Genomic DNA, 24,927 nt, shown 5'->3' on the forward strand with positions numbered 1-24,927 from the left:
CACTCCCGTTATGTACTCAAGTCCTACCAAAAAACAACCCTGGTGCTGGCCGCCATTGCTATGTCAATTGCTGTTATTATTTTGCTGCTTATCTGCTACCGCACAGCAAAAGAGCACAGTGAGCGGACAAGTCACCGACTCTTCCGGCAATCCGCTGCCGGGTGTTACCGTGCAGATAGCCGGTAGATCACAAGGCACACAAACCAATGCCGGCGGACAGTTCAGCATCGCTGCCAATGCAGGCGATGTACTTTCCTTTCATTATATAGGCTTTGATGAAAAGCGCGTAACAGTCGGCAGCCAGTCTGTGATCAATGTACAGCTGACCTCCGCTACCGCAGGGCTCAATGAAGTCGTAGTGATCGGTTACGGAACCCAACAAAAGAAAGATCTCACCGGCGCAGTGGCCAATGTCAGCGGTAAACAGCTGCAGGATCTGCCCGTAGCTGGTATGGATCAGAAACTCAGCGGGCAGGTGCCCGGTGTGCAGGTTGCCAGTGTGACCGGTACGCCCGGTGGCGGCGCTGCCGTCAGGATCAGGGGATCCGGCTCTATCGGCGCAGGCAGCGATCCGCTCTATGTGGTGGATGGTTTCCCGCTGTCTTCCGGTTTCGGACAGCAGGCCAGTCCACTGAACATCATCAACCCTGATGACATCGAATCCATTACCGTGCTGAAAGATGCATCTTCCACCGCCATCTATGGTTCACGCGGTTCTAATGGCGTTGTAGTGGTGACCACCAAACATGGTAAAAGCGGTACGCCCAAAGTAAGCCTCAATACCAATACCGGCTTCCAGGAAGTGCCGCAGAAAGGCCGTCCGCAAATGCTGAATGCGCGCGAGTTTGCACAGTTCAGGAAGGATATTATCATAGACGATTTCGCGTCACGTGGTCAAACGCCTACAGATGCCGACATCCCCGAAGAATACCGCCACCCGGAACAATACGGCGAAGGCACCAACTGGTATAATACTGTACTGAGAAAAGCGCTGCAGCACAATACCACGCTTAGCGTGAGCGGTGGCTCTGAGAACACGAAGTACAATTTTTCTGCAGGCTATTACACACAAGACGGCGTATTGCGCTACACTGGCTACGATCGTTACAGCGTGCGTGCCAACATTGAAAGCCGCATCGGCCGCAAGGTGAAGATAGGCCTCATCCTGGCGCCTACCTACAGCACGCAGCAGGTGAATGATTTTGAGAACAGCTTTACGGATGTGCTCACGCGCAGCCTCTGGCTTAGTCCGCTGATACCTGTGTATGATAACGCAGGGCAACGCACCCCTTATATCAGCTCTCCGGGTATGTTCAGCGCGGCTAATCCCCTGAATTCACTGGAGTTTGGCGTTACTAATGTAAAAAGCTTCAGCGGCCTGGGAGGTCTCTATGGAGAATACGAGATCATCAACGGCCTCAAGGCAAAAGCGAGCTTCAATGTGAATTACGGTAACGGCTCTACTTTTGTATTCAATCCTTCTTTCCTGGGAGGTGTGAACAATCCGCCGCCCAGCATTCCCAACTCTTCGCAGTCCAAATCCAGCGCTATGAACTGGCTGTCTGAAGTACTGCTGTCTTACGATAAAACATTCGGTAAAGATCATGCGCTGAATGTGGTATTAGGTTATACGGCGCAAAAGGAAAGGATGGATTACCTGCAGATCAATGCTTCCAATTACCCTGATGATAAGATCCAGCCCATCGGCGCTGCTGCCACCATTCCTTCCTATTCGCAGGATGTGCAGAAATGGGCAGTACTGTCTTACCTGGGCAGGATCAACTACTCGCTGATGGATAAATACCTCTTCACCGTCACCGTGCGTTCAGATGGTTCTTCCCGCTTCGGTTACAACAACCGTTACGGTACATTCCCTTCCGGCGCTATTGCCTGGCGTGCTTCCCAGGAGCAGTTCATGCAGGGCATCACCTGGCTCAGCGACCTGAAACTACGTGCCAGCTATGGTCTTTCCGGTAATTATAACATCGGCAACTACACGTACATGTCCAACATTGCTGCTTATAATTACGCCTTCGGCGGACAGATTGCCAACGGCAGAAGTGCCTCTTCCTTGAGCAACTATGATCTTACCTGGGAAGAATCTTCCCAGCTGGATTTGGGCATGGACATGGGATTGTTCAACAACCGCCTGAACCTGACCGTAGATTATTACAGGCGCATCACCAAAGGCATGCTGTATAATTCAGAGATACCATTGTCTTCCGGTTATACCAACGTGATCATCAACTCTGGTAAAATAAAGAACCAGGGCATTGAAATAGGCATCAGCAGCGATAACCTGGACGGCGCCTTTAAATGGACCACCAATGCCAATATCGCCTTCAACCGTAACAAGGTGCTGGCCCTGAATGCCAAGAATGATCCTATCTACAGTGGCCGCAGCGGCGAAGGTTCTTTCCAGCATATTACAGAAGTAGGTAAGCCGGTAGGCCTTTTCTTTGGCTACGTGGTAGAAGGCATCTACAAAGACCAGGATGACCTGAACAGGTCTCCCAAACATGTTACCTCTGTAGTAGGTTCCATCAAATACAAAGATGTGGATGGCAACGGCATCATAGAACCGGTAAATGATTTTGCCATCATCGGTGATCCTAATCCTGACTTCATCTGGGGCCTCACCAACAATTTCAGCTATAAGAATTTTGATCTGGGCGTGGTGCTGGTAGGCTCGCAGGGCGGACAGGTAATGAAAACCGGCAACCAGTACCTGCTGAATATAGATGGCATCTTCAATGTAGACCGTAAGGTGCTGAACCGCTGGCGCTCACCACAACAGCCGGGCGATGGTGTTACGCCTACCACCAACGGCGCAAGGGTGATCTATCGCGATGTGAATTCCTCCTGGATAGAAAGTGCTTCCTTTATGCGCATCCAGAATATTACACTGGGCTATAATTTCAAAAGAAGATGGCTGGAGCATACTAAGTTCATCAGCGGCGCCAGGATCTACGCCGGGGTGCAGAACCTGCACACCTTTACAGGATACAGCGGCGCCAACCCGGAAGTGAGCCGCAAAACAGTGTCTGGTAATGCTACCAGCACAGCCCTTACACCGGGTGAAGATTTTACCAATTATCCCATTGCGCGTACGTTCACACTGGGCCTTAACCTGTCTTTTTAAATGCTAAATCTCCGTTATGAAACGAATCACCATCCATCAATATATCATGATCCTGGTAGCAACGGCGCTGCTGGGTGTAGGCTGCGGAAAAGATTTCCTCGACCTGAACCCGGAGGCTACCATCAACGGTAATGTTTTCTACAAAAGCGAAGACGAGATCAAACAGGCTGTGAACGCGGCCTACAACGTCCTGCAGGACCTGGGCCGCGAAAGCTACTGGATCTTCGGCGAGATGAGATCAGACAATACCGCCTTCCAGTATAACAATGCTGACAGGGGAAGAGAGCAGTGGGAGTTTGTAGATGAATTCCTGGTAGGCGCTACTGCAGAATGTATCAGTAATTTCTGGCGCAACAGCTTCATAGGTATTTCCCGCTGTAACGATGTGCTGTCTCATATAGATGATGTCAGCATGTCTGATGCCGCACGTAACCAGTACACCGGTGAAGTGCAGTTCCTGCGCGCCTTTCACTATTTCAACCTCGTACGGCAATTTGGCGGCGTACCCTTAAGGCTAAGCTCCGTGCAGTCGCCGGATTCTTCTCTTTCAAAAGGACGCGCCAGTATCGACCAGGTATACGCCGTGATTATTTCTGATCTGACGGCAGCAGCGGCAAAACTGCCCGCCAATTATACAGGCGCCGATGTAGGCCGCGCCACCACTGGTACCGCCAACACCCTCTTAGGCAAAGTATACCTGACACAAAAGAAATATGCAGAGGCACTGGCAGCACTGCGCAAGGTAACCACCATGAGCTATCAGCTGCTGCCCAACTATGCAGATATCTTTGATCCTGTAAAAAAGAACGGGCCGGAATCAATTTTCGAGATCCAGTACCTGGGTTCACAAACAGGATTGTTCAGCAACTTCATGTATACCTTTGCGCCCTATACATCGGGCAGCGCGGTTACCGGCGATACCAAGACCGGTATCAATGGCAGCGGCTCCGGGTGGAATATTCCCACGCAGGACATGATCGCTGCATATGAAGCAGGGGATAAGCGCAAAGCCGTTTCCATGGCAGACGGCTTTACCCTCAACGGTGTGTTTGTAAATATTCCCTGGGTGAAAAAGTATAACCACGGCTTTACGGAAGTGGGCCGTACCAATGATAATTTTCCGGTGCTGCGTTATGCAGATGTGTTGCTGATGATAGCAGAATGCCTGAATGAGCAGGGCTTTGTGGCCAACGGCGAAGCATTCAATCTCCTCAACCAGGTAAGAGCACGTGCAGGTCTGCCCGCTAGAACAGCTGCCACGGTGAACAGCCAGGCGGCTTTCAGAGACGCGATCTTCCATGAAAGGCAATGCGAGCTGGCATTTGAGAACCACCGCTGGTACGACTTGCTCCGTACCAATAATATTATTACATTGATGAACGCCCACGGTGTGAAAGAAAAACAACAGCATACCTACATCCCGGCTAATGCTTACCAGCTAACGCAGAACCGTCTGCTGCTGCCCATACCGCAAACGGATGTGAATCTTGACAACCTGGAACAGAACCCGCAGTAGGGGCTTCCCCTCCCGTCATTGCGAGGAGCAGCGAAGGGAAATGAAGGAGGCGCGACGAAGCAATTTCCCAACATTAATTATTTAGTCTAAATACAACAGCATGATAAAACGGATTCTTCTTTTTCTCCTGCCGGTAGTACTGGTCTGGTCCTGTAAACAGGCAGGCGCTGACCTTACGCTGGCGCATCTGCGTTGCGAATTCCGCGATAACCCTTTAGGTATTGATGTTACTACACCCAGGCTAAGCTGGGAGATCGAAAGCAGCGCGAGGGGCCTGGAACAGGCGGCCTACCAGGTGATGGTGGCTTCTTCGGAAGAAGCGCTGAACAAAGACGAGGCTGATCTCTGGAACTCCGGCAAAGTGACAGCCGGCGAGTCTATTAACGTAGCCTACGCAGGCAAGCCACTGGCCAGCGGCACGCAATGCTACTGGAAAGTGAAAGTGTGGACAGCAGACGGCAAAGCATCTGGCTGGAGCGAGCCCGCCCGCTGGAGCATGGGCCTTTTACAGCCGGGCGACTGGCAGGCTAAATGGATAGGACTGGATTCCGCCTTTGCCTGGGAAAAGCCGAAAGATACCTTCACCCGCGTAGCTGCACGCTATCTCCGCAAAGAGTTCCAGGTGGAGAAGAAAGTGAAACGCGCTACCGTATACATCAGCGGCCTTGGGCTCTATGAACTGTATATCAACGGTAAAAAGATAGGCGACCAGGTACTGGCGCCCGGTCCTACAGAATATAACAAACGTGTATTCTACAACACCTTCGATGTAACCAATGACCTGAAAGAAGGCGGTAACGCAATAGGCACGATCCTGGGCAATGGCCGCTTCTTCCAGATGCGCTATTCTCCCAAAGGCTTGCCCGGTATCACGCATTACGGTTACCCCAAAATGATCCTGCAGCTCAACCTCGTGTACGATGACGGCAGCACTGCCAGCGTGATCAGCGACGGAAGCTGGAAAGTAACGGCAGCAGGGCCCATCATCGCCAATAACGAATACGATGGCGAAGAGTACGACGCCACCAAGGAGCTGACTGGCTGGGGCCAGACCGGCTACAATGCCGCCAATTGGCTGCCCGCACAACTGGTAGAGAAACCAGCTGAATTACTGGTAGCACAACCCAACAACAACATCAAGGTAATGGACACCGTGAAAGCCGTTAGCGTGAAAGAGATCAAGCCCGGCATGTTCATCTACGATATGGGACAGAACTTTGTAGGTTGGGTGCATCTTAAAGTGAAAGGCGATAAAGGCGCCAAAGTGAAAATGCGTTTTGCCGAGCGCCTGAAAGATGACAGCACCCTGTATATGGATAACCTGCGCTCCGCTAAAGTAACGGATATCTATACACTGAAAGGTGATGGTGCAGAAGAATGGGAGCCTCGTTTCACCTACCACGGTTTCCGTTATGTAGAAGTGACCGGCTACCCCGGAAAGCCCGGGCTGTCTGCCATTGAAGGCAGGGTAGTGTATGATGAGATGGAAACCACGGGGCAGTTTGAAACTTCCAATGATGTGATCAACAAGGTTTATAAAAACGCTTACTGGGGTATCCGTGGTAACTATCGCGGCATGCCTACCGATTGTCCGCAGCGCGATGAACGTATGGGCTGGCTGGGCGACCGCGCCGTCGGCGCCAGGGGAGAGAGCTTCATCTTCGATAACCACCAGCTCTACGCCAAGTGGCTGCAAGACATTGAGGATGCACAATCGCCGGAAGGCAGCGTGCCCGATGTAGCGCCTACCTACTGGAAAATATATTCCGACAATATGACCTGGCCTGCGGCTTACCTGATCATTGCCAACCTGCTGTATGAGCAATATGGAGATGATCAGCCGCTGCGCAAACATTATCCTTCCATGAAAAAATGGATGACTTACATGAAGGATAAATACATGAAGGATTACATTCTCACCAAGGACACTTATGGCGATTGGTGCATGCCGCCTGAATCGCCGGAGCTCATTCACTCCAAAGACCCCGCGCGTAAAACAGCCGGCGATTACCTGGGCACTGCCTTCTATTATCACCTGCTCACGGTGATGGAACGTTTTGCCACCATCACCGGTAATACGGCCGATGTTGCGGCTTATAAAGAGCTGGGAGAAAAAGTAAAGACGGCTTTCAATGACAAGTTCCTGAACAAGCAGGATGGTTATTACGCTAACAATACGCCTACAGCCAACATCTTCTCACTGGCTTACGGCCTTACGCCTCCTGAGCGCCAGGATACGGTATTCCGCCATGTAGTAGATAAAACGCTGCAGGATTACAAAGGACACATCAGCACCGGACTGGTAGGCGCAGAATGGCTGATGCGTGTGCTCACCAACTACGGCCGTGGCGATCTGGCTTACCAGCTGGCCACCAATACCACTTATCCCAGCTGGGGATATATGGCTGAACATGGCGCTACCACCATTTGGGAGCTTTGGAACGGCAATACTGCGGACCCGGCCATGAATTCAGGCAACCACGTGATGTTGCTGGGCGACCTGGTAGTATGGTATTATGAGAACCTGGCAGGCATCAGACCTGATCCTTCCGCGCCGGGATTCAAAAAGATCATCATGAAACCGCTGCCGGTGAAAGACCTGAATAAAGTGACCGCCAGTTATCACTCTGTACATGGCTGGATCCGCAGCGCCTGGGAAAAGCAGGGAAATACTTTTAACTGGAAGATCACGGTGCCCGCCAACACCCGTGCGTCGGTGTATGTACCAGCTGCCTCTGAGCAAACGGTGAAAGAAGGTAATGCAGCGATTTCCGGTGATAATGGAGTGAAGTTTGTTAAGATGGATGGAAAGTATGCGGTGTATGAAGTAGGTTCAGGTGAATATAATTTTAGTGCAGGGGAGTAACACGGAATAGTGTAGTCGGGTCTTCATCACCCGTCATTGCGAGGCCGTGTGCACAGCCCTCGCGGGGAGCGAGGTCGAAGCAATCTCACAAACGGCAAAACGCACAAACGGCAAACGGTATTAATTACCATTTGCCGTTTGTGAGATTGCTTCGTCGCCCCACCCACTATGCTTTACTGCTCCTCGCAGTGACGGGGATGAGTGAACCTTAGTGCTTAAATCGTTCACTCACTACCAAATCCTTACTTCCCTTCGTGTACTTATAAAACCCTTCTCCGCTTTTCGCCCCCAGGTAGCCGGCAGTCACCATATTCACCAGCAGGGGACAGGGAGCATATTTCGGGTTGCCAAAGCCATCATGCAGTACCTGCAAAATAGACAGGCATACATCCAGGCCAATAAAATCCGCTAATTGTAAAGGGCCCATCGGATGCGCCATGCCCAGCTTCATCACAGTATCTATTTCATTCACACCGGCCACGCCTTCATACAGGGAGTAGATCGCCTCATTGATCATCGGCATCAGGATGCGGTTGGCAATAAACCCGGGATAGTCATTTACCACGCAGGGCACTTTCTCCAGCTTTTCGCTCAGGGCTACGATGGTGCTGGTCACTTCCTTCGCAGTAGCATAACCGTTGATGATCTCTACCAGCTTCATCACCGGCACCGGGTTCATAAAATGCATGCCGATCACTTTCTCCGGCCGTTTGGTGGCGGCAGCGATGCGGGTAATGGAGATAGAAGAAGTATTAGTGGCTAAGATAGCATCCGCAGGAGCGTGTTGATCCAGCTCTGCAAATATTTTCAGCTTCAGGTTAATGTTCTCTGTAGCCGCTTCCACTATCAATGAAGCATCTTTTACGCCTTCAGACAGGATAGTGAAGGTGCGGATGCGCTGCAGCGTTTGTGTTTTCACATCTTCGGTGATAGTGCCTTTTGCCAGCTGCCGCTCCAGGTTTTGTTGTATGGTGACCAGTGCTTTTTCCAGGGCAGGGGCCGACACATCTATCAGGTTCACCTGGTGCTGGTGCTGTGCAAATACATGCGCGATGCCGTTACCCATGGTGCCGGCGCCAATAACTGCAATTTGTTGCATAATGCAAATAAGTTTACGACTGAGATACTAGATTGAATTGGTGTAAAAATTCCTCAAATAAACGGGAATTATACCAAATAACCTGAAGCGGTCAAACGCTTATTCTTTATTCTTGAAGTCGCCCCGTTTCCAGGCCTGTATGAAATTCGCCCAGGCCAGGGGATTGAAGATATTCTGTGGAGCCTGCTGACCTGCATAGTAGAGGGATTGCGCCTGCCGTTTCATGTACATATTCGTGCCTTCACGCCCGTCGATGGGGGTATAGCGGGCCAGCGCACGCATTTTAGCAGCATCGGTGTTTTTGCGGGCAACCTCGTAAGCGTCGTCAGGTATATCGTCGCTGATAAATGCTTTGTCGAATTCCTCTTTGGAAGGATAGGGTTTAATGATGGTCACGGGCAGATAGGTAGTATCTTCCACCATCAGCTGGATCATCGAGAAATTATTGCCCCTGAGCTCGGGTGGAATACGGTACACTTTCTTTTTGAAACCTACTGCGGTAAAAGTAAGGGTATCGCCTTTAAACGCTACGATGGAAAATACGCCCTGGCTGTTGGAGATAGTACCTCTTCCCTGGCCTTTGATCACAACACTCACGGCCGGTATAGCGCGCAGGCTGTCTGCCGTCATGGTGATACCGGAAATCTGTATAAGGCTGTCCTTAAACTGCGTGAATTGAGCTTTCAGCAGGACGGGTGACAATACCATTATTGTAGCCAACAGTATGTAGGGACGAATCTTTCGCATGCGGTCCTAAGATAAACGATTTGTCAGAATGTTCAAAAGCATTGACAGATTGACAAAAATCTATATTTAAACGCCCAAATTAACCACCGATTAGGTTAACTTTGCTTTCTGGAATCAAATTTAACAACATTTTATGATCACAAAAGAGCAGGTTTTACAGGCCTTGAGTCACGTTGAAGAACCGGATCTGGGAAAGGACCTGGTAACGCTGAACATGGTGAAAGACATAGAGATAGACGGCAATAAAGTTAAATTTACCGTGGTGCTGACCACACCCGCCTGCCCCCTGAAAGATATGATCCGCAATGCCTGCGTAAACGCCATCCAGCTGATGGTAAGCAAGGAAGCGGAAGTGCAGGTGAACATGACCGCTAACGTAAATTCGAATCGCAAAGACGGCAAATCTACACTGCCGAAAGTGAAGAATATCATCGTAGTAGCGTCTGGCAAAGGAGGGGTAGGAAAGTCAACCGTAGCGGCCAACCTGGCCCTGGCCCTTGCAGAGGGCGGCGCCAGTGTAGGTCTCATGGATGCGGATATTTACGGTCCTTCTGTGCCTATCATGTTCGGTGTAAGGGGAGAAAGGCCCATGATGGTGAATATAGACGGCAAAGGCATGATAGCGCCCATGGAAAAATACGGTATCAAGCTCATGTCTATCGGGCTGCTGATAGATGAGAAGCAAGCCGTAGTATGGCGTGGGCCCATGGCCAGCAGCGCGCTGCGCCAGTTCATCACGGACGTGTATTGGGATGAGCTGGACTACCTCGTGATAGATATGCCGCCCGGCACTGGTGATATCCATCTTACCCTCGTGCAGACCGTACCCGTTACCGGCGCGGTGATCGTGACCACTCCGCAGGATGTAGCCCTGGCCGATGCGAAGAAAGGGATCATGATGTTTGCAGGTCAGCAGGTGAATGTGCCCATTATCGGCCTGGTGGAAAACATGTCTTATTTCACGCCCGCAGAGCTGCCAGATAACAAGTATTACATCTTTGGTAAAGACGGTGGTAAACGCCTCGCAGAAGATATGGAAATACCCTTCCTGGGCCAGATACCCCTGGTACAGAGCATCCGTGAAGGTGGCGACGAAGGCGTGCCTGTAATGGTAAGCGGTGATGACATAACAAAGAATGCCTTCATCGAGTTTGCCGGTAACGCTGCGCGCAGCATTGCTATGCGGAACGCTAATATGGCGCCTACCAAGATCGTGGAAATAGCGCTGTAATATGCACATCCCTAAATACAACCAGGAAAAGGATTGGCAGCAGATCTCCGCGTTCATTAGGGAAAACAGCTTCGGTATACTGGTAAACGTATCTTCCGGTGTTCCGCTGGCTACGCACATCCCGATTGCGCTGGATGAAAAGCCTGATGGCACTGCGGTGCTGCGCGGCCATATAGCCAAACAGAACCCGCAGTGGGAAGCTTTTACCAGCGGTACCGCACTGGCCATCTTTACGGCTCCGCATGCCTATATCTCTTCTTCCTGGTATGAAAAGGAAAAGATACCCACCTGGAATTACATCGCAGTACACGTATACGGACAGCTACGCCTGCTCTCTGAAGCAGAGCTGCTGGATTCGCTGTCAAAGCTGATGGATCATTACGAATCAGCATCGGCAAGGCCTGTCAGCATAAATGATATCCCGGAAAAAGAACTGCACAATAATTTAAAAGCGATCGTTGGCTTTGAGATGAATATCTCCGATGTACAGGCCCGTTTCAAACTGAGCCAGAACAGGAATGCGCATGATTACGAAAGCGTGATCACGCATCTGAAGGAGCGGGGAGATGAAGGGTCGAGGAAGATTGCGGAGGAAATGGAAAAAAGAAGAAAGGTTTGAGGTTTGAAGTTTGAGGTTTGAAGTTTGAAGTTCGTTAAAGGTTAGAAGTTCAATACATGGCGTCTGGCCTTACCAGGCAACTTGCTTATTAGGCAGACGATTGCATTGAACCTGCAACTTGCAACGAACTTCAAACTTCAAACCTCAAACCTCAAACCTCAAACTGTTTTATAGCGTAAACACTTTCCCCCCTACCATCACATTCTGCGTGGCCTCATCAAACGTCGCTTTCATTCCTGTTCTATACGCTGCCGTTCCCATGATCAATGCTATAGAGTGAGAATACGCTGCTTCGATCGGCGCATTAGTTGTCTTACGTGATCGCACACATTCCATCCAGTTACGCACGTGTGAATTTGTTAAAGGATCACCACCGGTATTGGCGCTGGTTTCCGCTTTGTTTCCTTCCAGGCTCATGGCAGGCAAGAGGTTGGCATGCATGCCCATTTCCTGTGCTTCTCTTTCTCTCAGGCCGCCGGTAGGACTGATCTTGTTATCCGCCATATCGATGGTGCCGCCGTTGGAGAAATACACTTCTTTGGTACCGCCGGCAGAGTTATGGAAGCGGGAGCTGTACATCACCTGGAACCCGCTCTTGGGATCATCTTCCGGTCCGTATTCAAATACGGCGGTCAGTGTATCAGGATTGGCGCGTCCGTCTTTCCAAACATAGATGCCGCCGTTGGCCACTGCCGTACGCGGATGTTTCAGGCCGCTGAACCAGTGAACGGTATCTATCTGGTGGGTCATCCACTGGCCGAAGATGCCGCTGGAATAAGGCCAGAAAAGGCGGTATTCCAGGTATTTGCGGGGATCCCAGTTATCATGCGGACGACCGGCCAGGAAGCGTTTCCAGTCGGTATCAGATTCGCGGATGCTCTTCACCAGGTCTGGGCGGCGCCAGCGTCCGGGCTGGTTCACGTTCCAGGTCATTTCCACCATGGTGATAGGTCCGAATTTTCCTTCCTGTATAAATTTAGCGGCTGCATGATAGCTGTCGCCGCTGCGGCGCTGGGTGCCTACCTGGAAGATCTTACCGGATCCCTTCACGGCTTTCAGCGCGTTGCGGGCTTCTTCCATCGTTTCTGCGAAAGGTTTTTCACAGTACACATCCATTTTATGGCCTACGGCTTCTATGGTATGAAAAGCATGCTGGAAATCGGCAGTAGCGATGATCACCGCGTCCAGGTCTTTGTTCTTGTACAGCTCATCATTATTCAGACAGGCTTGTACGTTATGCCCGGTCTTTTGCTCCAGGAAAGCCTTACCTTCTTCACGGCGGCGGTTCCAGATATCGGATACGGCAATAAGGTCGAAGTTCAGTTCCTTGTTATTGGCAAAAAAGCAGGGCAGCAGCGCCTGGCGGGCCCTGTCGGAAAAGCCCACCAATCCAACATTTACCCGGTCATTGGCGCCGAGGATACGGGCATAGCTGCTGGCGGGCATGCCCATGGCAGTAAGTGTAATACCGGCGCCACCCATTAATGATTGTTTCAGGAATTCACGACGTGATTTTTTCATATATCTTTTTTTAGCGATTAGCGTTTAGCTTTTAGTGTCTAGCCGTTACGGCTGTTGCTATATGCTAACAGCCAACAGCTAACAGCTAATTTTTATAGGCTTCCTCCAGCTGACCTTTCAGATAATTATAGGTAGGCTTGCTTTGTGCCGCCATATCATCCCAGCGGCATTCTACCATGATACGGCCGTGAAAACCGATCTTGTGGAGGGCGGTAAAATAAGGGCGGAAATCCTGTTTCGCTACGCCGGGGCGGCTCTTTTCTCTCTTTCAGCAATGTGGCAGTGTACCAGGTTGCTGCCTGCCTTTTCAATAGCGGCGGCAGATTCATTTTCCTTGAGCATGTGATAGATGTCTGCAGTCAGCTTAAAATTGGGATGGTTGATAGCATTCACTACTTCGTTCGCTTCTTCAAGGGTATTGATAAAATTGGTTTCGGTGCTGTTCAGGTTTTCCATGGCAATGATACGGCCGTAGCGGGCGGCTACTTCTGCCATCTTGCGGCATAAAGCGATGAACTGTGGTTTCACCTGGGCGTGGTCTACGCCCTCGGGGATCTTGCGGGCTTCGCCGCTGCCCAGTACAATCAGCTCGATGCCTGCCTGTTTGGCGCGCCGCATTACCGTGTCTACATAGCCTAATACGCGGGCTTCATCTACCTGGGGGCCTACTATCTTGATAGTGCCGGGAATAAAGCCGTTGCAGCTCTGTACGTGACAATGGGTTCGCTGCAGCTCACTCACCTGGGAGGCGAATTGCTGGTCGTTTACCGTAGGCGCCAGGATCCTGGAAACGCCTTCTTCTATATATTCATATCCTGCTTTGGAGAACAGGCTGTCGTTCTTATAGGTACTACAAACTCCTATGGACGGTAACTTTTGTGCATTCGATTGCAAAAAGAGGCATAAAAGGAGGGAAAAAAGAAAGAAACAGTGTTTTTGCATGGGTTGTTTTTTCAGTTAACGTGGCATGAAACAGGGCATGGATCAGTTCATAAATAGTTGTAAATCAGATCACGCAAAGCTTCATTGACTCCGGGAATGTAAAATAAAGTTTCTGTGGAAAAGTTAATAAGTTAATCGCTAAGATCAAAATATAAATATTTGAGCGGTCGGTCGCCCGGCTTTGCAAAGCGTTAACTAAAAGAATGCAGGAATTTGCTAAAAATAGCGGAACTTTAGAGAGTGGTCTTTTAGGATTGCCAACAGACAGTAACCATTTGTTGTATCATCACCAACCCGGTGCACGCTGTGACCCAAGATAAAACGACCAATTCTCTATGTTAATATAATTCAATCACTTGCATTGATTAAGTTTTACTTAACTTTGCGCCCCAAATTAAACTGACTATGAACCGACAGGAATTAGTGGGCCTGATCAAGGAAAGGCAATCTTATCTGTGTGTAGGGCTGGATACGGACATACACAAGATACCCAAACACCTGCTTTCTCATGCCGACCCGGTATTTGCATTCAACAAGGCTATTATCGACGCTACAAAGGACCTCTGCGTGGCTTATAAGATCAATACCGCCTTTTATGAATGCATGGGCATCCGTGGCTGGGAAACATTACAACGCACGGTAGAATACATTCCTTCCGGTATTTTTACCATTGCCGACGCCAAACGGGGCGATATCGGCAATACCGCTACTCAGTACGCCAAAACATTCTTCGACACGTATAATTTCGATGCGGTGACCGTGGCGCCGTATATGGGCAAAGACAGCATCACCCCCTTCCTCTCGTTCTCAGAGAAATGGGCCATCGTGCTGGGGCTTACTTCCAACGAAGGCAGCCAGGATTTCCAGCTGCAGCGCATAGGGGATGAGTACCTTTACGAAAAGGTGATCAGGACCACCATGGAATGGGGCAGCCCCGACCACCTGATGTTCGTGGTAGGCGCTACGCAGACCGCTCAGCTGGCAGCCATCCGGCAGCTGGCCCCGGATCACTTCTTCCTGGTGCCTGGTGTAGGCGCCCAGGGCGGCAGCCTGCAGGAGATCTCTTCTATGGCCATGAATAAGGACTGCGGGTTATTGGTGAATGCCAGCCGCGCCATTATTTACGCCGGTAACGGGGAGGATTTTGCGGTAGATGCACGTCATGCGGCCATGCAATACCAGCAGGAAATGGCGGGATACCTGGAGGCAGCAGTTAGCCTTTAGCACTTAGCGATTAGCAATAATAAAAAAAGGGTGTAGCAATACACCCTTTTTTTATTTAGGTACGGCCCGTTTCCCGGTGAAATGGGCTGTTTCCTCTGGTTTCCCCTGAGGAAACCCGCTACCATTGCGGCCAAGGCCCAGGATGTCCGGTATTTGTCCGGTAGTTCCCCGGTAGTTGTCGGGTATATGTTGGGTATCTTTTAAAGATACAGGACATCTACCCCTTATCTACACGAATCTTACCTGGATTATACCGGAAGCATCGTAGTTTCCATAGTCCTGGGACGTAAAAAAAGCCCGTCCGCCAGCTGGCGGACGGGCTTTTTATTGCTAACAGTTAAAGGCTGCCAGCCAGCAGCTGTTAAAAATCCGGATCTGCCGGTGTATTTGGATTGTTGTCCTTTTCAGCAAATGGATAAGGATAGAAATTTCGTTTACGCTCGGTGTTCGGGCGATTGAAGCGGCGCATATCTTCCAGCTTGAGGCCAGACATATACAGCTCAATGCAACGATGCTTGTAAATAGCGGTCAGCAATGCCTCCTGTGAAAGCGGGCCGATGATAGGAGGCAGGTCTGCGCCCAGACCGAGGGTATCCTGGGCAGGTGTTTTGGTAACCACCTTATTCAATTCTATCAAACCGTTCACGAGATCGTTTTTACGGGCATAAGCTTCTGCCTTGATCAATGTGAGCTCGCCCATTGTATATACGGGAATAGGCGACGTATTGGTCAGGAAATAGCCTTTAATGCGAAACCGGGGAGTGCTGGTACGGAAGGTATCTATCATGTAAAAATCCACCCGTTTATCAGCATCGTCCGGTTGCAGTCCTACAGGAAGGCCCATGGAGGAATCGATCACCTGGAACACGTTATTGGTGGAGGTGGCCGTTTCCCAGATAGGGTTCGGGAATGTAGGATCATATTTGAACAGTACGGCCTTACGTGTTACGCTTTGTGCTGTACTGAGGGCCAGGTCATATTTTCCGGTGAAAAGCGCATAACGTGCTTTCAGCGCCAGCAACACGGCAGAAATATCCATTCCGTCCGGGATGTTGGATTTGAACGCTCCGCTGGGAGGATTGGCGTTAACGGCCGCCAGCGCCTGATCTATCCAGCCGATGGCTTTATTAAAACCCATCATGCGGTCTACAAAGGGAACGCTGGTGCTCAGGTTGCCGGTAGTATCGGGTACGCCAGTCCAGCACATAGACATATTGCCCATAGCCAGCGCCTTAAAGATGGTGGCGTATGCTATCAGGCCGCTGGCATATGCCTTGTCGTCCATTGTTTTTGCGTAGGTGATCACCCGGTTGGCGTCAAAGATGATCTTGTTACTGTTCGTCCAGAGGTTGCCGAGGATGGTATTGGTTCCATCTACAGAGCCGCCGCCGGTGCTGAGCTGCAGCTCAGGTATATTACCCTGGTTACGAAGCAGCAGTTCCTTTGTTGAAAAACCATTGGCGGTTACCAGGTTATAAGTCGAGCCGGAGCGACCGGAAGAGTAGATACGCTGCAGACCAACGGCTACTGCTGTTACGGCCTGTGTAGAAGTAAATACATCATCTTCATTGGCTGCAGAAGGATTGATATAATCTTTTTTGCAGGATGCACTTAATAAAGTGCTGAAAATACAAATGCCTGCTATTATTTTTTTCATGCGCTACTTTTTAAAGGTTAGAATTTTGCGGACAGGCCTACACTGAATGTTCGTGGCACCGGTACTGCGCCAAAGTCAATCCCGCGCAGGATGGTGCTTTGTCCGGCTGCATTCACTTCCGGGTCATAGCCTTTGTATTTGTCCCATGAGATCAGGTTACGGCCGCTCAGGCTAACCGTCAGGTCCCTGAAACCTTTGATGCGGCCTACGTTATAACCCAGGTACACTTCGCGCAGCTTCACGAAGGAGCCGTCGTCTATACGCCATTGGTCCACTGCATACACGCCTGAAATATATCCGCGGGGCAGTTTTCCCAGATATTCCTGTTCTGCCACTTTGCCGTTGCCAACACCCTGGCGGGTACGCCAGTCCGCATTCCATACGTCATTACCTTGCACCGCATCCAGCTGCACACGAAGGTTGAATTTCTTATAAGAGAATTCGTTCACAAGCGAGGCAGTATAATCCGGGTTGGGATCGCCTATCACTTTCCGCAGGGTGGTACCGGTGGGCAGGCCATTGGCATCACGCTGAGGGGTATACGCCAGGGGGCCGTTCTGTGTGCCTCTTTCCTGTTGCGGGATGCCCGTCGCATTCTTAACGTCATTACCGCTTGCGTCTTTGGCAAAGAAGGTACCATAGAATACGCCGATGGGTTGTCCTTCGAGTATTGCTACAGGGGCGCCGCCATTGGTGTTATAGAGAATGAGCGACTGCCCGATCTTCACCGCTTTGTTACGGTTGCGGTTAAAGATACCGGTCAGGTCCCAGCGGAAGTCTTTTGTTTGTACAGGCACCAGGTTCAGCACGATCTCTATCCCTTTATTTTCCAGTGAGCCCACGTTGTTACGATAACCGCCATAACCTGTGGTAGGCGCTATTACGCGATCCAGCAGCAGGTCGTTCACTTTCTTGATATAATAGTTTGCCTGTAACCCGATACGGTTGTTCAGGAAGGCAAGGTCTGCGCCAAACTCAGTTTCCTGCTGGCGTTCGGGCGCTATGTTCTCATTGGCCAATGTATTGGCGCCAGCAAGCGACGTTTTGTTGTTGAATGCATTCGGCGTATAAGAATTGAAGCGGTCGTAAGCGCCGATACCGGTAAGATTGCCTGATTGTCCATAGGCAGCTCTTATCTTTAATAAGTTCCACCAGTTGCTTACGGCGGCATTTTTCCAGAACTCAGCTTCTGAGATCACGTAGCTGCCGCTGCCTTTTACGTATAGCTGGCTGCGTTCGTCCTCGCCGAATACAGAAGAGCCGTCCATACGCAATGCACCGGTCAGGAACAGCTGGTTCTTATAGCTGAAGCTCTGCTGCAGGTACACCCCTGAAATAGAGATCTCGCTGCGGCTGTCAACCGGGGGCAGGGGAGTAGCGGCGCTGTTGGCTGCTTCCACAAAGGGCGCCAGGCCTCTGCCTTGTGTAAGGAGGTAGTTATTCCTTTCATATTGTACGGAATAACCCAGCTGCGTGGTAGCGCCAAAGTTACCGCCCAGGTCCCATTTGTAGTTGGCGTTCAGATCGTGATTGATCTGGAAAAAATTATTGGTGGCCGCGCTGGCATACCCATTCTGGGTGGCATTGTTATCGGTTCCGCCGCCATAGAAGCCCGTGCTCACCATATATGCATAAGGCGGCATAAAGGTGTTACCGCGCTGGCTGTAGTTATCAATACCCAGGTTATAGCTGATGGTAAGATTCTTTACCGGGTAAAGCTTCAGTCCTGCATTCGCCAGTATACGGCTGGTTTGCTGCTGTTGTTTGAAGTCTTCGATAACAGATACCGGGTTCACCCTTCCTCTTTCTCCTACTGCCTGCAGATTGCCTGCAGCGTCGCGGGTAAAGATGTCGTGTATATTACCAATGATGGTAACAGAGTTCATCGGGGAGAAGAAGGAGTTGCCATCCGGTTTTTCGTCTGCAGAACTGTTCACATAATTGATCCCGGCACTGAAGCTAAGCCAGTCTGTCATTTGCTGGTCAAGGTTCATGCGAAAGCTGTAGCGCTGAAAATCGGTATTTTTTATGATCCCCTGGTTATAGAAATAGGAGGCGGATGCATAGTATTTGGTCTTGTCTTTACCACCGCTGACAGACACATTATTATCCGTACCGATACCGGTATGGAAGATGTAATCCTGGTAATTGTAGCGTTGCACGGGAGTAGTGGCGGTCAGCGTAGGGTCCAATATATCCTGCGTTACGTTGAGCGGTCCGAATTTAACCGGCGCTTCGTTCACTTCTACTTTTTTCCTTACCTGGCTTACCATGAAATTAGTGGAGAAGTTCACCACCGGTGTGCCTGCGCTGCCTCTTTTGGTAAAGATCTGCACAACGCCCGCATTAGCACGGGAACCGTAGATAGCAGCAGCGGCTGCGCCGTTCAGCACTTCGATACGTTCGATATCTGCGGGGTTGATATCCACCATCCTGTTCTGTCCGATGGTGCCGATGAAGTTTGTGCCATCATAAGTACCGGCGGTATTGGTAACGCGGTTGGTGGCGTTGTTCACGATAATGCCATCCACGATATACAGCGGGTCTGAAGAACCGGAGATGGTGCTGATACCTCTCAGTCTTACGGAGATACCGCCGGCCGGATCGCCGGAGTTCTGCGAGATCTGGGCGCCTGCAGTTTTACCCTGCAGGGCGGCCAGCGCATTGCCGGTAGCGCCTTTGGTCAGCTGGTCGGCTTTTACCGTGCTGATATAGTTACCCAGCTGTTTACGTGTAGTGCCTTCCGTGGTGCCGGTCACCACTACTTCGTCCAGGCCCAGGGCGTCTTCTGTGAGTTGTGTAATAACGGAGTACGTACCCGCGTCGCCTATTTGCAGCGACTGTTCGCGGGCGGCAAAGCCTACACCGGAAAACTTGATGGTATAAGGGCCTGGCTTCAGTGTGGCGTTAAAGCTATAGTTGCCGTCTGCATCGGTGACGGCGCCATAGGTAGTATTTTTTACCTGGACGGTGATACCGGGTATACCGTTACCCTCCGGGCTGGTAACTTTACCGGCTATACGTACTTGCCCCATCGCGCTGGAAACGCCAAGTCCCGTAAGCAGGAACAGGAAAAGCAAAGGCCATTTCCTGCAAGTTAATAATAACGTGTTGATCATAAACAAGTTTTTAATGTGAAAGAACAGTACAGTGAAAACCCTTATAAAACCTCCAGCCCTTCCTTTATATAGTTTTTTAACAGCTGGTCGTTAGGAGACAATTCAGTGATCAGCGTATGGATCTGATGGATATCGCATACCTGTATACGCTGAGCGGTGTTTACTTTTTCTGCAATGGTGAGCGATACCACTTTTTGCGCAGTGCTGACCATCGCCTTTTTGATCTGCATTACTTCCCAGTCATTTTCGGTAAGGCCATGCGTAGTATCAATAGCGTTAGTGCCTAAAAAGCAGATGTCTGCCTTGATCTGCCGGATCTTTGCCTGGGCTTCCCCGCCTACGGTGATCTGTGCATTTTTTGACAGCTTATCGCCGATGAGGATGATCTCAATGTTGGGATGCCGCATGTATTCCATGGCAGCAGTAAGGCTGACGGTAAAGAAGGTGGCTTTGAGATCGGGCGGCAGTGCTTTTGCCAGCTCGATGATAGTAGTCCCCCCGGTAGTAAGCACAAACATGCCGTCCTCGATCAGGGATGCGGCTTTTTGCGCGATCGTGCGTTTTTCATCCTGTGAATATATTTGTTGTGCATTCAGGGAATAATGATAGCCCTGTGATAAAGCGCCCCCATGCACTTTAATAATCTTCCCCATATCTGCCAGCTCTGCCAGATCGCGCCGGATGGTGTCTTCCGACACTTTTATCTCCTGGCTCAGGTCGGCCGATAATACCCGGTTATGCAAGTTCACCTGGCGTAAGATATAGGCTTGCCGTTCTTTTTTTAGCATGACAAAAAACGATATAGAAATTGGTTGCTACTGTTAATGTCGGCAGAAACCCGCAAATAAACAAGCAAAAAAATGCATCTTATAGAAAAAAGCCTGCAAAGACCTGCAAATTGATCTTGTGAAGGCAAGAAAGTATAGGGTGGGGGGGTATGTGGAGGGTATGTGGAGGGTATGTGGAAGGTATATGGAGGGTATAGAGCACCTACTTAAACACGCAATTCTTGGCGGTCCACCAGGCTTTGATCTCATAATTCAGGCGGCCGGTAATAACAGCGGTATCGGTTCTCACAAGGTCATCTGCCTCGGCGCTGTCAGCACAATCCAGTATAAAGATGCCCCGCAGCTCGCCATCATCTTCAAAGGGGCCGGCTACCAGCATTTTGCCTGATTTTGCCAGGCGTTCTATATTGGCGATGTGTTTTTTCTGTATCAGCGCTGCAAGGGCTTCGTTCTGGTCGCGGTTGGGACCTTTCTTCAGCAATACCATCCAGTATTTTTTCATCATCACCTTTGCGGTATCTGCAGTGGCTGCAGTGGCGGTGGCAGAACGGGTACGTGTAGGTTTGAACGACACGATCAGAAGAATAAGGAATCCCACTAACAACAGTGCCGGGAATACTTTACTTGACATGCTCCCTTATTTTCCGCCCAAGGTACATCTAATAAAATTGTAAATCATTATATTGCTGATAAAACGTGACCAACATGGGGAAAGACCTTTTCCAGTCACCAGATTATTTTTCATTGGATGAACTGTTAACCGAAGAGCACCGGCTGATACGGGATGCCGTACGTCAGTGGGTAAAAAAAGAGATCTCACCGGTCATAGAAGACCACTGCCAGCGGGCCACCTTTCCCTCCCACATTATCCGCGGACTGGGAGAACTGGGCTGTTTCGGGCCTACCATCCCCACTGAATATGGCGGCGGTGGTATGGACCACATTGCTTACGGGCTCATGATGCAGGAGCTGGAAAGGGGAGACAGCGGAGTACGGTCTACCGCTTCCGTACAGGGCTCCCTGGTAATGTACCCGATCTTCATTTTCGGTAGTGAAGAGCAGAAACGTAAATATCTGCCCAAACTTGCCACCGGCGAGTTCATGGGATGCTTCGGGCTGACGGAGCCCGACCATGGTTCTAACCCTGCGGGAATGTTGACCCATTTCAAAGCATCCGGCGATGACGTGATCCTGAACGGCTCCAAAATGTGGATCTCCAATGCGCCTTTCGCGGATATTGCCGTGGTATGGGCCAAGAACGAGGAGGGGGAGATCAGGGGCCTGATCGTGGAACGCGGCATGGAAGGCTTCAGTACCCCCGAAACGAAAGGCAAATGGAGCCTGAGGGCCAGCGCCACCGGCGAGCTGGTATTTGATAATGTACGGGTGCCTAAAGCCAATATATTGCCGGGCGTAAAAGGGCTGAAGGGCCCCTTAAGCTGCCTCTCGTCTGCCCGTTATGGGATTGCCTGGGGCGTGATAGGCGCCGCGATGGATTGTTACGATACAGCCCTCCGTTATGCCAAGGAAAGAATCCAGTTTGACCGCCCGATAGCCGGCTTTCAGCTCACGCAGAAGAAGCTGGCAGAAATGATCACAGAGATCACCAAGGCGCAGCTGCTTAATTGGCGGTTGGGCGTGTTAAAGAACGAAGGCAAAGCCAGCCCGGCGCAGATCTCCATGGCCAAACGCAATGCCTGCGAGATCGCTACCCAGATTGCCAGAGACGCGCGCCAGATCCTGGGTGGTATGGGCATTACGGGAGAATATCCCATTATGCGACATATGATGAACCTGGAAAGCGTGATCACCTATGAGGGCACACATGAGATCCACCTGCTGATCACCGGCATGGATATTACCGGGATAGATGCATTTCATTGAAAGCTGCTGGCTGTTGGCTTTTAGCTTTTAGCTGATTGTGTTTTTTATTAGATTGGTGGATGAAGAAACATTCAGGACTTATTTTAGTTGCTATATTCTTTATTACCTGTGCGCATGCCCAGCGCTTACAGGTGTGTGAAGGGAAAGCGCAGGGCACTTATTATATCGTCAAGTACCTGTGCAATGATACTGCTTCTCTTCAGCGGCAAATAGATTCCATTTTCGGGGTGATCGATCAGTCTCTGTCTTTATACAGGCAGGGATCATTGATCAACCGGTTCAATGCCGGTGATAGCATCCATATGGACAGCCATATGCAGGCGGTAATTAAAAAAGCGTTGCAGGTCAGTAAGGCTACGAACGGCGCTTTTGATATCACGATCAAACCGCTGGCGGCTGCCTGGGGCTTTGGTGTAGTGAAGCCTGCCTGGAAAGGCGTTCCTCCGGAAGATACGCTGCGGCAGCTGTTAAAACGCACAGGGTACCGTTATCTGCAGGTAAAAGGTGAATGGCTGTTAAAGTTAAAACCAGGCGTGGAAATAGACTGTAACGGTATCGCGCAGGGCTATACGGTAGATGTGCTGGCGCGATTTCTTGAGGAGCAGGGCATTCATGATTACCTGGTAGATGTAGGAGGGGAGCTGCGCGCAAAAGGGAATAATGCCACCCGGCATACCTGGACGGTAGGCGTTGAAGGCCCTGCAGCGGAGGGAGAAGAGCACCCGGTACAAACCTTATTGGCTTTGCAGGATAAAGCCATTGCCACCAGCGGTAATTACCGCCGTTTCTTTGACCAGGGCGGCACCCGCTTTGCGCACACCATTGATCCCCATTGCGGAGTAGCGCTGCACAATAACATCATCAGTGTAACCGTATTGGCGAAAGATTGTATAACGGCAGATGGTTTTGATAATGCGCTGATATTAATGGGAGTGGATAAAGCCCTGGCTTTTATCAGGAAACACCCCGAATACGGACTGGAAGCGTATTTTATTTACAAGGATACAGCAGGGAAGACCAGCACCTCGTTCAGCAAAGGTTTTCCTCATTAAAAAGCCCCGGAACAGGTTTATGCCCCGGGGCGTCACTCTCACAGCTTCCCTAGAATATGGACTAACTTTAGTTGATATGCCATCTCAACCCAATATTTCCTTGTACAGTACTAAAGTTGGTGATCTCGGCTAATTTGTAAGGAGAGTAGTTATATTGTACACTCGCGTTAAATAATAACGGAGAAGCCTTGCCAAATGGTATATTGATACCGATTTCCGGGCTTGCCATGAATTGCCAGCTATTGTCCTTATCGACAAACATGCCCCAGTATTTTTCGTAATTCATATTGGCAACACCTACACCCAGTGATGCATAGGGAATTACAATTGCATCAGGTTTACTGAACTGGTATTGTACGGTGGCCAGTACAGGAATTACCTGCAAGGTACGTGTTTGCACTGCAGAAATATCGCCGGTCTTCGAAGGATAGACAGCGCGCGGCGCTCTGTAATAAAAATCCTGGAAGCCTGATTTGAGGCCTACTCCCAGCTGGTCGTTCAGCATGTATTGTAAACCAGCCTGCCAGCCCCTGAAACTTGTCTTGTCGCTATAATCTTTTACGGATCCCAGCGGCTGTGCTATAGAATAGTTAAAATTAAAGGACAGCGGGGGGCGCACCTGGGCGGATGCTGCCTGTACGGCCAGGCATGCGGCAATGGCCAGGATCCAGGTCTTCACGTTTATCAGTTTGATTATGTTCCGTTTCATCGTCTTCTTTTTTTTGGTGAACCACAGATTTATTTCTTCAGGTAAGGTGACTGGCTGAATGCGCCGTTGACCATATTGCTGATGTAGGAGCCGTTCCATACGCCGGAGCCCCTGAACATGGCGTTCCATACTACCTTCACTTCCTTGTCGGCCGCTGCGTGCTGCAGGTCAAGCAGGTCAATGGATACCGCTCTTTCTCTTGAGTAAACGGTATAGTAGCTTGGCCAGTAGTAACCCAGGCCGGGATATCCCCAGTAGAAAGGATCCCAGTAACCGCCCCATCCGGACCAGTAGCCGGGATCATAATAGGTGCTGGCGAAGGTCTCGTCGATGCGGGTGAGGTTAATGGCCAGGTTAGGTTTTGCATTCTTATCCACCAATGTATACCCTCGTGATTGCATGGCCGATTTTACAGCGGCGATCAGTTGTTTGTCGTAATCTGTCAGCGCTCTTCTTGCCGTATCGCCATTGCTTGCTACGGCAACAGAATCCACTATGCTGAAGGTGGTGTAGGAGGAGAAATTCGCAGTCGTATCCCGGTTGGTGATGTAGATCTGCGATTCTTCGTCTGTCATGTCGTTCAGCGGATCTTTATGGCAGCTACCGAGGGAGAGTATGGCTGCAGCGGCTACTATCGCGCCCATAAAGAACATTGTTCTCGCGCTAACAATTGTAAAGTTTGTCTTGCCCGTTTTCATATTACACACGTATTTAATTCATAAATGCTAATGCCATTTAGTGAGTGCTCACTTAGATTCGTCGTACACTAAGTATGCCAATAGTAGATCGCGTACAGATCGACAGAAAGTTT

Annotated in this window: 18 protein-coding genes; 8 read left to right on the forward strand and 10 right to left on the reverse strand. The window is 50.3% G+C overall.

Annotation, left to right across the window (positions count from 1 at the left end; translation table 11 throughout):
- The first annotated feature begins 10 nt into the window (after nucleotides 1-10).
- The 3 genes from ACR9Y8_RS24690 (at nucleotide 11) to ACR9Y8_RS24700 (ending at nucleotide 7,524) form a co-directional block, all read left to right on the forward strand.
- Complete coding sequence (locus ACR9Y8_RS24690; RefSeq protein WP_481215921.1) at nucleotides 11-3,142, forward strand: SusC/RagA family TonB-linked outer membrane protein; 3,132 nt, start codon at nucleotides 11-13, stop codon at nucleotides 3,140-3,142.
- Nucleotides 3,143-3,158: 16 nt separating this feature from the next.
- Nucleotides 3,159-4,658 carry a RagB/SusD family nutrient uptake outer membrane protein gene (locus tag ACR9Y8_RS24695; protein WP_481215922.1) on the forward strand — a complete coding sequence of 500 codons (1,500 nt, stop codon included), beginning with the start codon at nucleotides 3,159-3,161 and terminating at the stop codon, nucleotides 4,656-4,658.
- A 100-nt stretch (nucleotides 4,659-4,758) separates the two neighbouring features.
- Nucleotides 4,759-7,524, forward strand: a complete 2,766-nt coding sequence (locus ACR9Y8_RS24700) for a glycoside hydrolase family 78 protein (RefSeq protein WP_481215923.1) — start codon at nucleotides 4,759-4,761, stop codon at nucleotides 7,522-7,524.
- 208 nt (nucleotides 7,525-7,732) lie between these two features.
- Here the strand turns inward: ACR9Y8_RS24700 and ACR9Y8_RS24705 are convergent, their stop codons facing one another.
- Together ACR9Y8_RS24705 and ACR9Y8_RS24710 are read right to left on the reverse strand one after the other, a co-directional pair.
- Complete coding sequence (locus tag ACR9Y8_RS24705; protein WP_481215924.1) at nucleotides 7,733-8,623, reverse strand: 3-hydroxyacyl-CoA dehydrogenase family protein; 891 nt, start codon at nucleotides 8,621-8,623, stop codon at nucleotides 7,733-7,735.
- A gap of 99 nt (nucleotides 8,624-8,722) precedes the next feature.
- Complete coding sequence (locus tag ACR9Y8_RS24710; RefSeq protein ID WP_481215925.1) at nucleotides 8,723-9,370, reverse strand: carboxypeptidase-like regulatory domain-containing protein; 648 nt, start codon at nucleotides 9,368-9,370, stop codon at nucleotides 8,723-8,725.
- A gap of 133 nt (nucleotides 9,371-9,503) precedes the next feature.
- On the opposite strand from ACR9Y8_RS24710, the gene ACR9Y8_RS24715 reads away from it, so the two are divergent.
- Entirely contained in the window at nucleotides 9,504-10,601 is a 1,098-nt protein-coding gene (locus tag ACR9Y8_RS24715) for an Mrp/NBP35 family ATP-binding protein (RefSeq protein WP_481215926.1), read from the forward strand.
- Between the two features lies 1 nt (nucleotide 10,602).
- Entirely contained in the window at nucleotides 10,603-11,220 is a 618-nt protein-coding gene (locus ACR9Y8_RS24720) for an FMN-binding negative transcriptional regulator (protein ID WP_481215927.1), read from the forward strand.
- Nucleotides 11,221-11,388: 168 nt separating this feature from the next.
- On the opposite strand, the gene ACR9Y8_RS24725 is transcribed toward ACR9Y8_RS24720, so the two are convergent.
- The gene (locus tag ACR9Y8_RS24725) at nucleotides 11,389-12,741 is read right to left on the reverse strand and encodes a Gfo/Idh/MocA family protein (protein WP_481215928.1); all 1,353 of its coding nucleotides are present in this window, start codon (nucleotides 12,739-12,741) and stop codon (nucleotides 11,389-11,391) included.
- A 240-nt stretch (nucleotides 12,742-12,981) separates the two neighbouring features.
- Complete coding sequence (locus tag ACR9Y8_RS24730) at nucleotides 12,982-13,683, reverse strand: sugar phosphate isomerase/epimerase family protein (protein ID WP_481215929.1); 702 nt, start codon at nucleotides 13,681-13,683, stop codon at nucleotides 12,982-12,984.
- Nucleotides 13,684-14,088: 405 nt separating this feature from the next.
- On the opposite strand from ACR9Y8_RS24730, the gene pyrF reads away from it, so the two are divergent.
- Nucleotides 14,089-14,907, forward strand: a complete 819-nt coding sequence (pyrF, locus tag ACR9Y8_RS24735) for an orotidine-5'-phosphate decarboxylase (RefSeq protein ID WP_481215930.1) — start codon at nucleotides 14,089-14,091, stop codon at nucleotides 14,905-14,907.
- 361 nt (nucleotides 14,908-15,268) lie between these two features.
- On the opposite strand, the gene ACR9Y8_RS24740 is transcribed toward pyrF, so the two are convergent.
- From ACR9Y8_RS24740 to ACR9Y8_RS24755, 4 genes are all read right to left on the reverse strand, one after another.
- Nucleotides 15,269-16,564, reverse strand: coding sequence for a RagB/SusD family nutrient uptake outer membrane protein (locus tag ACR9Y8_RS24740; RefSeq protein ID WP_481215931.1), 1,296 nt, complete (start codon nucleotides 16,562-16,564; stop codon nucleotides 15,269-15,271).
- Between the two features lie 17 nt (nucleotides 16,565-16,581).
- A complete protein-coding gene (locus ACR9Y8_RS24745; RefSeq protein ID WP_481215932.1) occupies nucleotides 16,582-19,683 on the reverse strand; it encodes a SusC/RagA family TonB-linked outer membrane protein in 3,102 nt (1,033 codons plus the stop codon).
- A gap of 41 nt (nucleotides 19,684-19,724) precedes the next feature.
- Entirely contained in the window at nucleotides 19,725-20,471 is a 747-nt protein-coding gene (locus ACR9Y8_RS24750) for a DeoR/GlpR family DNA-binding transcription regulator (protein ID WP_481215933.1), read from the reverse strand.
- Nucleotides 20,472-20,673: 202 nt separating this feature from the next.
- The gene (locus ACR9Y8_RS24755; protein WP_481215934.1) at nucleotides 20,674-21,102 is read right to left on the reverse strand and encodes a YciI family protein; all 429 of its coding nucleotides are present in this window, start codon (nucleotides 21,100-21,102) and stop codon (nucleotides 20,674-20,676) included.
- A gap of 74 nt (nucleotides 21,103-21,176) precedes the next feature.
- Between ACR9Y8_RS24755 and ACR9Y8_RS24760 the strand changes: the two genes are divergently transcribed.
- Both ACR9Y8_RS24760 and ACR9Y8_RS24765 read left to right on the forward strand, forming a co-directional pair.
- The gene (locus tag ACR9Y8_RS24760; protein ID WP_481215935.1) at nucleotides 21,177-22,355 is read left to right on the forward strand and encodes an acyl-CoA dehydrogenase family protein; all 1,179 of its coding nucleotides are present in this window, start codon (nucleotides 21,177-21,179) and stop codon (nucleotides 22,353-22,355) included.
- A gap of 59 nt (nucleotides 22,356-22,414) precedes the next feature.
- Complete coding sequence (locus ACR9Y8_RS24765) at nucleotides 22,415-23,407, forward strand: FAD:protein FMN transferase (RefSeq protein ID WP_481215936.1); 993 nt, start codon at nucleotides 22,415-22,417, stop codon at nucleotides 23,405-23,407.
- A gap of 67 nt (nucleotides 23,408-23,474) precedes the next feature.
- On the opposite strand, the gene ACR9Y8_RS24770 is transcribed toward ACR9Y8_RS24765, so the two are convergent.
- Together ACR9Y8_RS24770 and ACR9Y8_RS24775 are read right to left on the reverse strand one after the other, a co-directional pair.
- The gene (locus ACR9Y8_RS24770; protein ID WP_481215937.1) at nucleotides 23,475-24,116 is read right to left on the reverse strand and encodes an outer membrane beta-barrel protein; all 642 of its coding nucleotides are present in this window, start codon (nucleotides 24,114-24,116) and stop codon (nucleotides 23,475-23,477) included.
- Nucleotides 24,117-24,145: 29 nt separating this feature from the next.
- Nucleotides 24,146-24,814, reverse strand: coding sequence for a DUF4136 domain-containing protein (locus tag ACR9Y8_RS24775; RefSeq protein WP_481215938.1), 669 nt, complete (start codon nucleotides 24,812-24,814; stop codon nucleotides 24,146-24,148).
- Between the last annotated feature and the right edge of the window lie 113 nt (nucleotides 24,815-24,927).

The sequence above is a fragment of the Chitinophaga sp. SVR4-12A genome, from assembly GCF_056754765.1.

Excerpts from the sequence above, each read along its gene's own strand:
- ACR9Y8_RS24690 (WP_481215921.1), top strand. The coding sequence starts at position 11 with ATGTACTCAAGTCCTACCAAAAAACAACCCTGGTGCTGGCCGCCATTG.
- ACR9Y8_RS24695 (WP_481215922.1), top strand. The coding sequence starts at position 3,159 with ATGAAACGAATCACCATCCATCAATATATCATGATCCTGGTAGCAACG.
- ACR9Y8_RS24700 (WP_481215923.1), top strand. The coding sequence starts at position 4,759 with ATGATAAAACGGATTCTTCTTTTTCTCCTGCCGGTAGTACTGGTCTGG.
- ACR9Y8_RS24705 (WP_481215924.1), bottom strand. The coding sequence starts at position 8,623 with ATGCAACAAATTGCAGTTATTGGCGCCGGCACCATGGGTAACGGCATC.
- ACR9Y8_RS24710 (WP_481215925.1), bottom strand. The coding sequence starts at position 9,370 with ATGCGAAAGATTCGTCCCTACATACTGTTGGCTACAATAATGGTATTG.
- ACR9Y8_RS24715 (WP_481215926.1), top strand. The coding sequence starts at position 9,504 with ATGATCACAAAAGAGCAGGTTTTACAGGCCTTGAGTCACGTTGAAGAA.
- ACR9Y8_RS24720 (WP_481215927.1), top strand. The coding sequence starts at position 10,603 with ATGCACATCCCTAAATACAACCAGGAAAAGGATTGGCAGCAGATCTCC.
- ACR9Y8_RS24725 (WP_481215928.1), bottom strand. The coding sequence starts at position 12,741 with ATGAAAAAATCACGTCGTGAATTCCTGAAACAATCATTAATGGGTGGC.
- ACR9Y8_RS24730 (WP_481215929.1), bottom strand. The coding sequence starts at position 13,683 with ATGCAAAAACACTGTTTCTTTCTTTTTTCCCTCCTTTTATGCCTCTTT.
- pyrF (WP_481215930.1), top strand. The coding sequence starts at position 14,089 with ATGAACCGACAGGAATTAGTGGGCCTGATCAAGGAAAGGCAATCTTAT.
- ACR9Y8_RS24740 (WP_481215931.1), bottom strand. The coding sequence starts at position 16,564 with ATGAAAAAAATAATAGCAGGCATTTGTATTTTCAGCACTTTATTAAGT.
- ACR9Y8_RS24745 (WP_481215932.1), bottom strand. The coding sequence starts at position 19,683 with ATGATCAACACGTTATTATTAACTTGCAGGAAATGGCCTTTGCTTTTC.
- ACR9Y8_RS24750 (WP_481215933.1), bottom strand. The coding sequence starts at position 20,471 with ATGCTAAAAAAAGAACGGCAAGCCTATATCTTACGCCAGGTGAACTTG.
- ACR9Y8_RS24755 (WP_481215934.1), bottom strand. The coding sequence starts at position 21,102 with ATGTCAAGTAAAGTATTCCCGGCACTGTTGTTAGTGGGATTCCTTATT.
- ACR9Y8_RS24760 (WP_481215935.1), top strand. The coding sequence starts at position 21,177 with ATGGGGAAAGACCTTTTCCAGTCACCAGATTATTTTTCATTGGATGAA.
- ACR9Y8_RS24765 (WP_481215936.1), top strand. The coding sequence starts at position 22,415 with ATGAAGAAACATTCAGGACTTATTTTAGTTGCTATATTCTTTATTACC.
- ACR9Y8_RS24770 (WP_481215937.1), bottom strand. The coding sequence starts at position 24,116 with ATGAAACGGAACATAATCAAACTGATAAACGTGAAGACCTGGATCCTG.
- ACR9Y8_RS24775 (WP_481215938.1), bottom strand. The coding sequence starts at position 24,814 with ATGAAAACGGGCAAGACAAACTTTACAATTGTTAGCGCGAGAACAATG.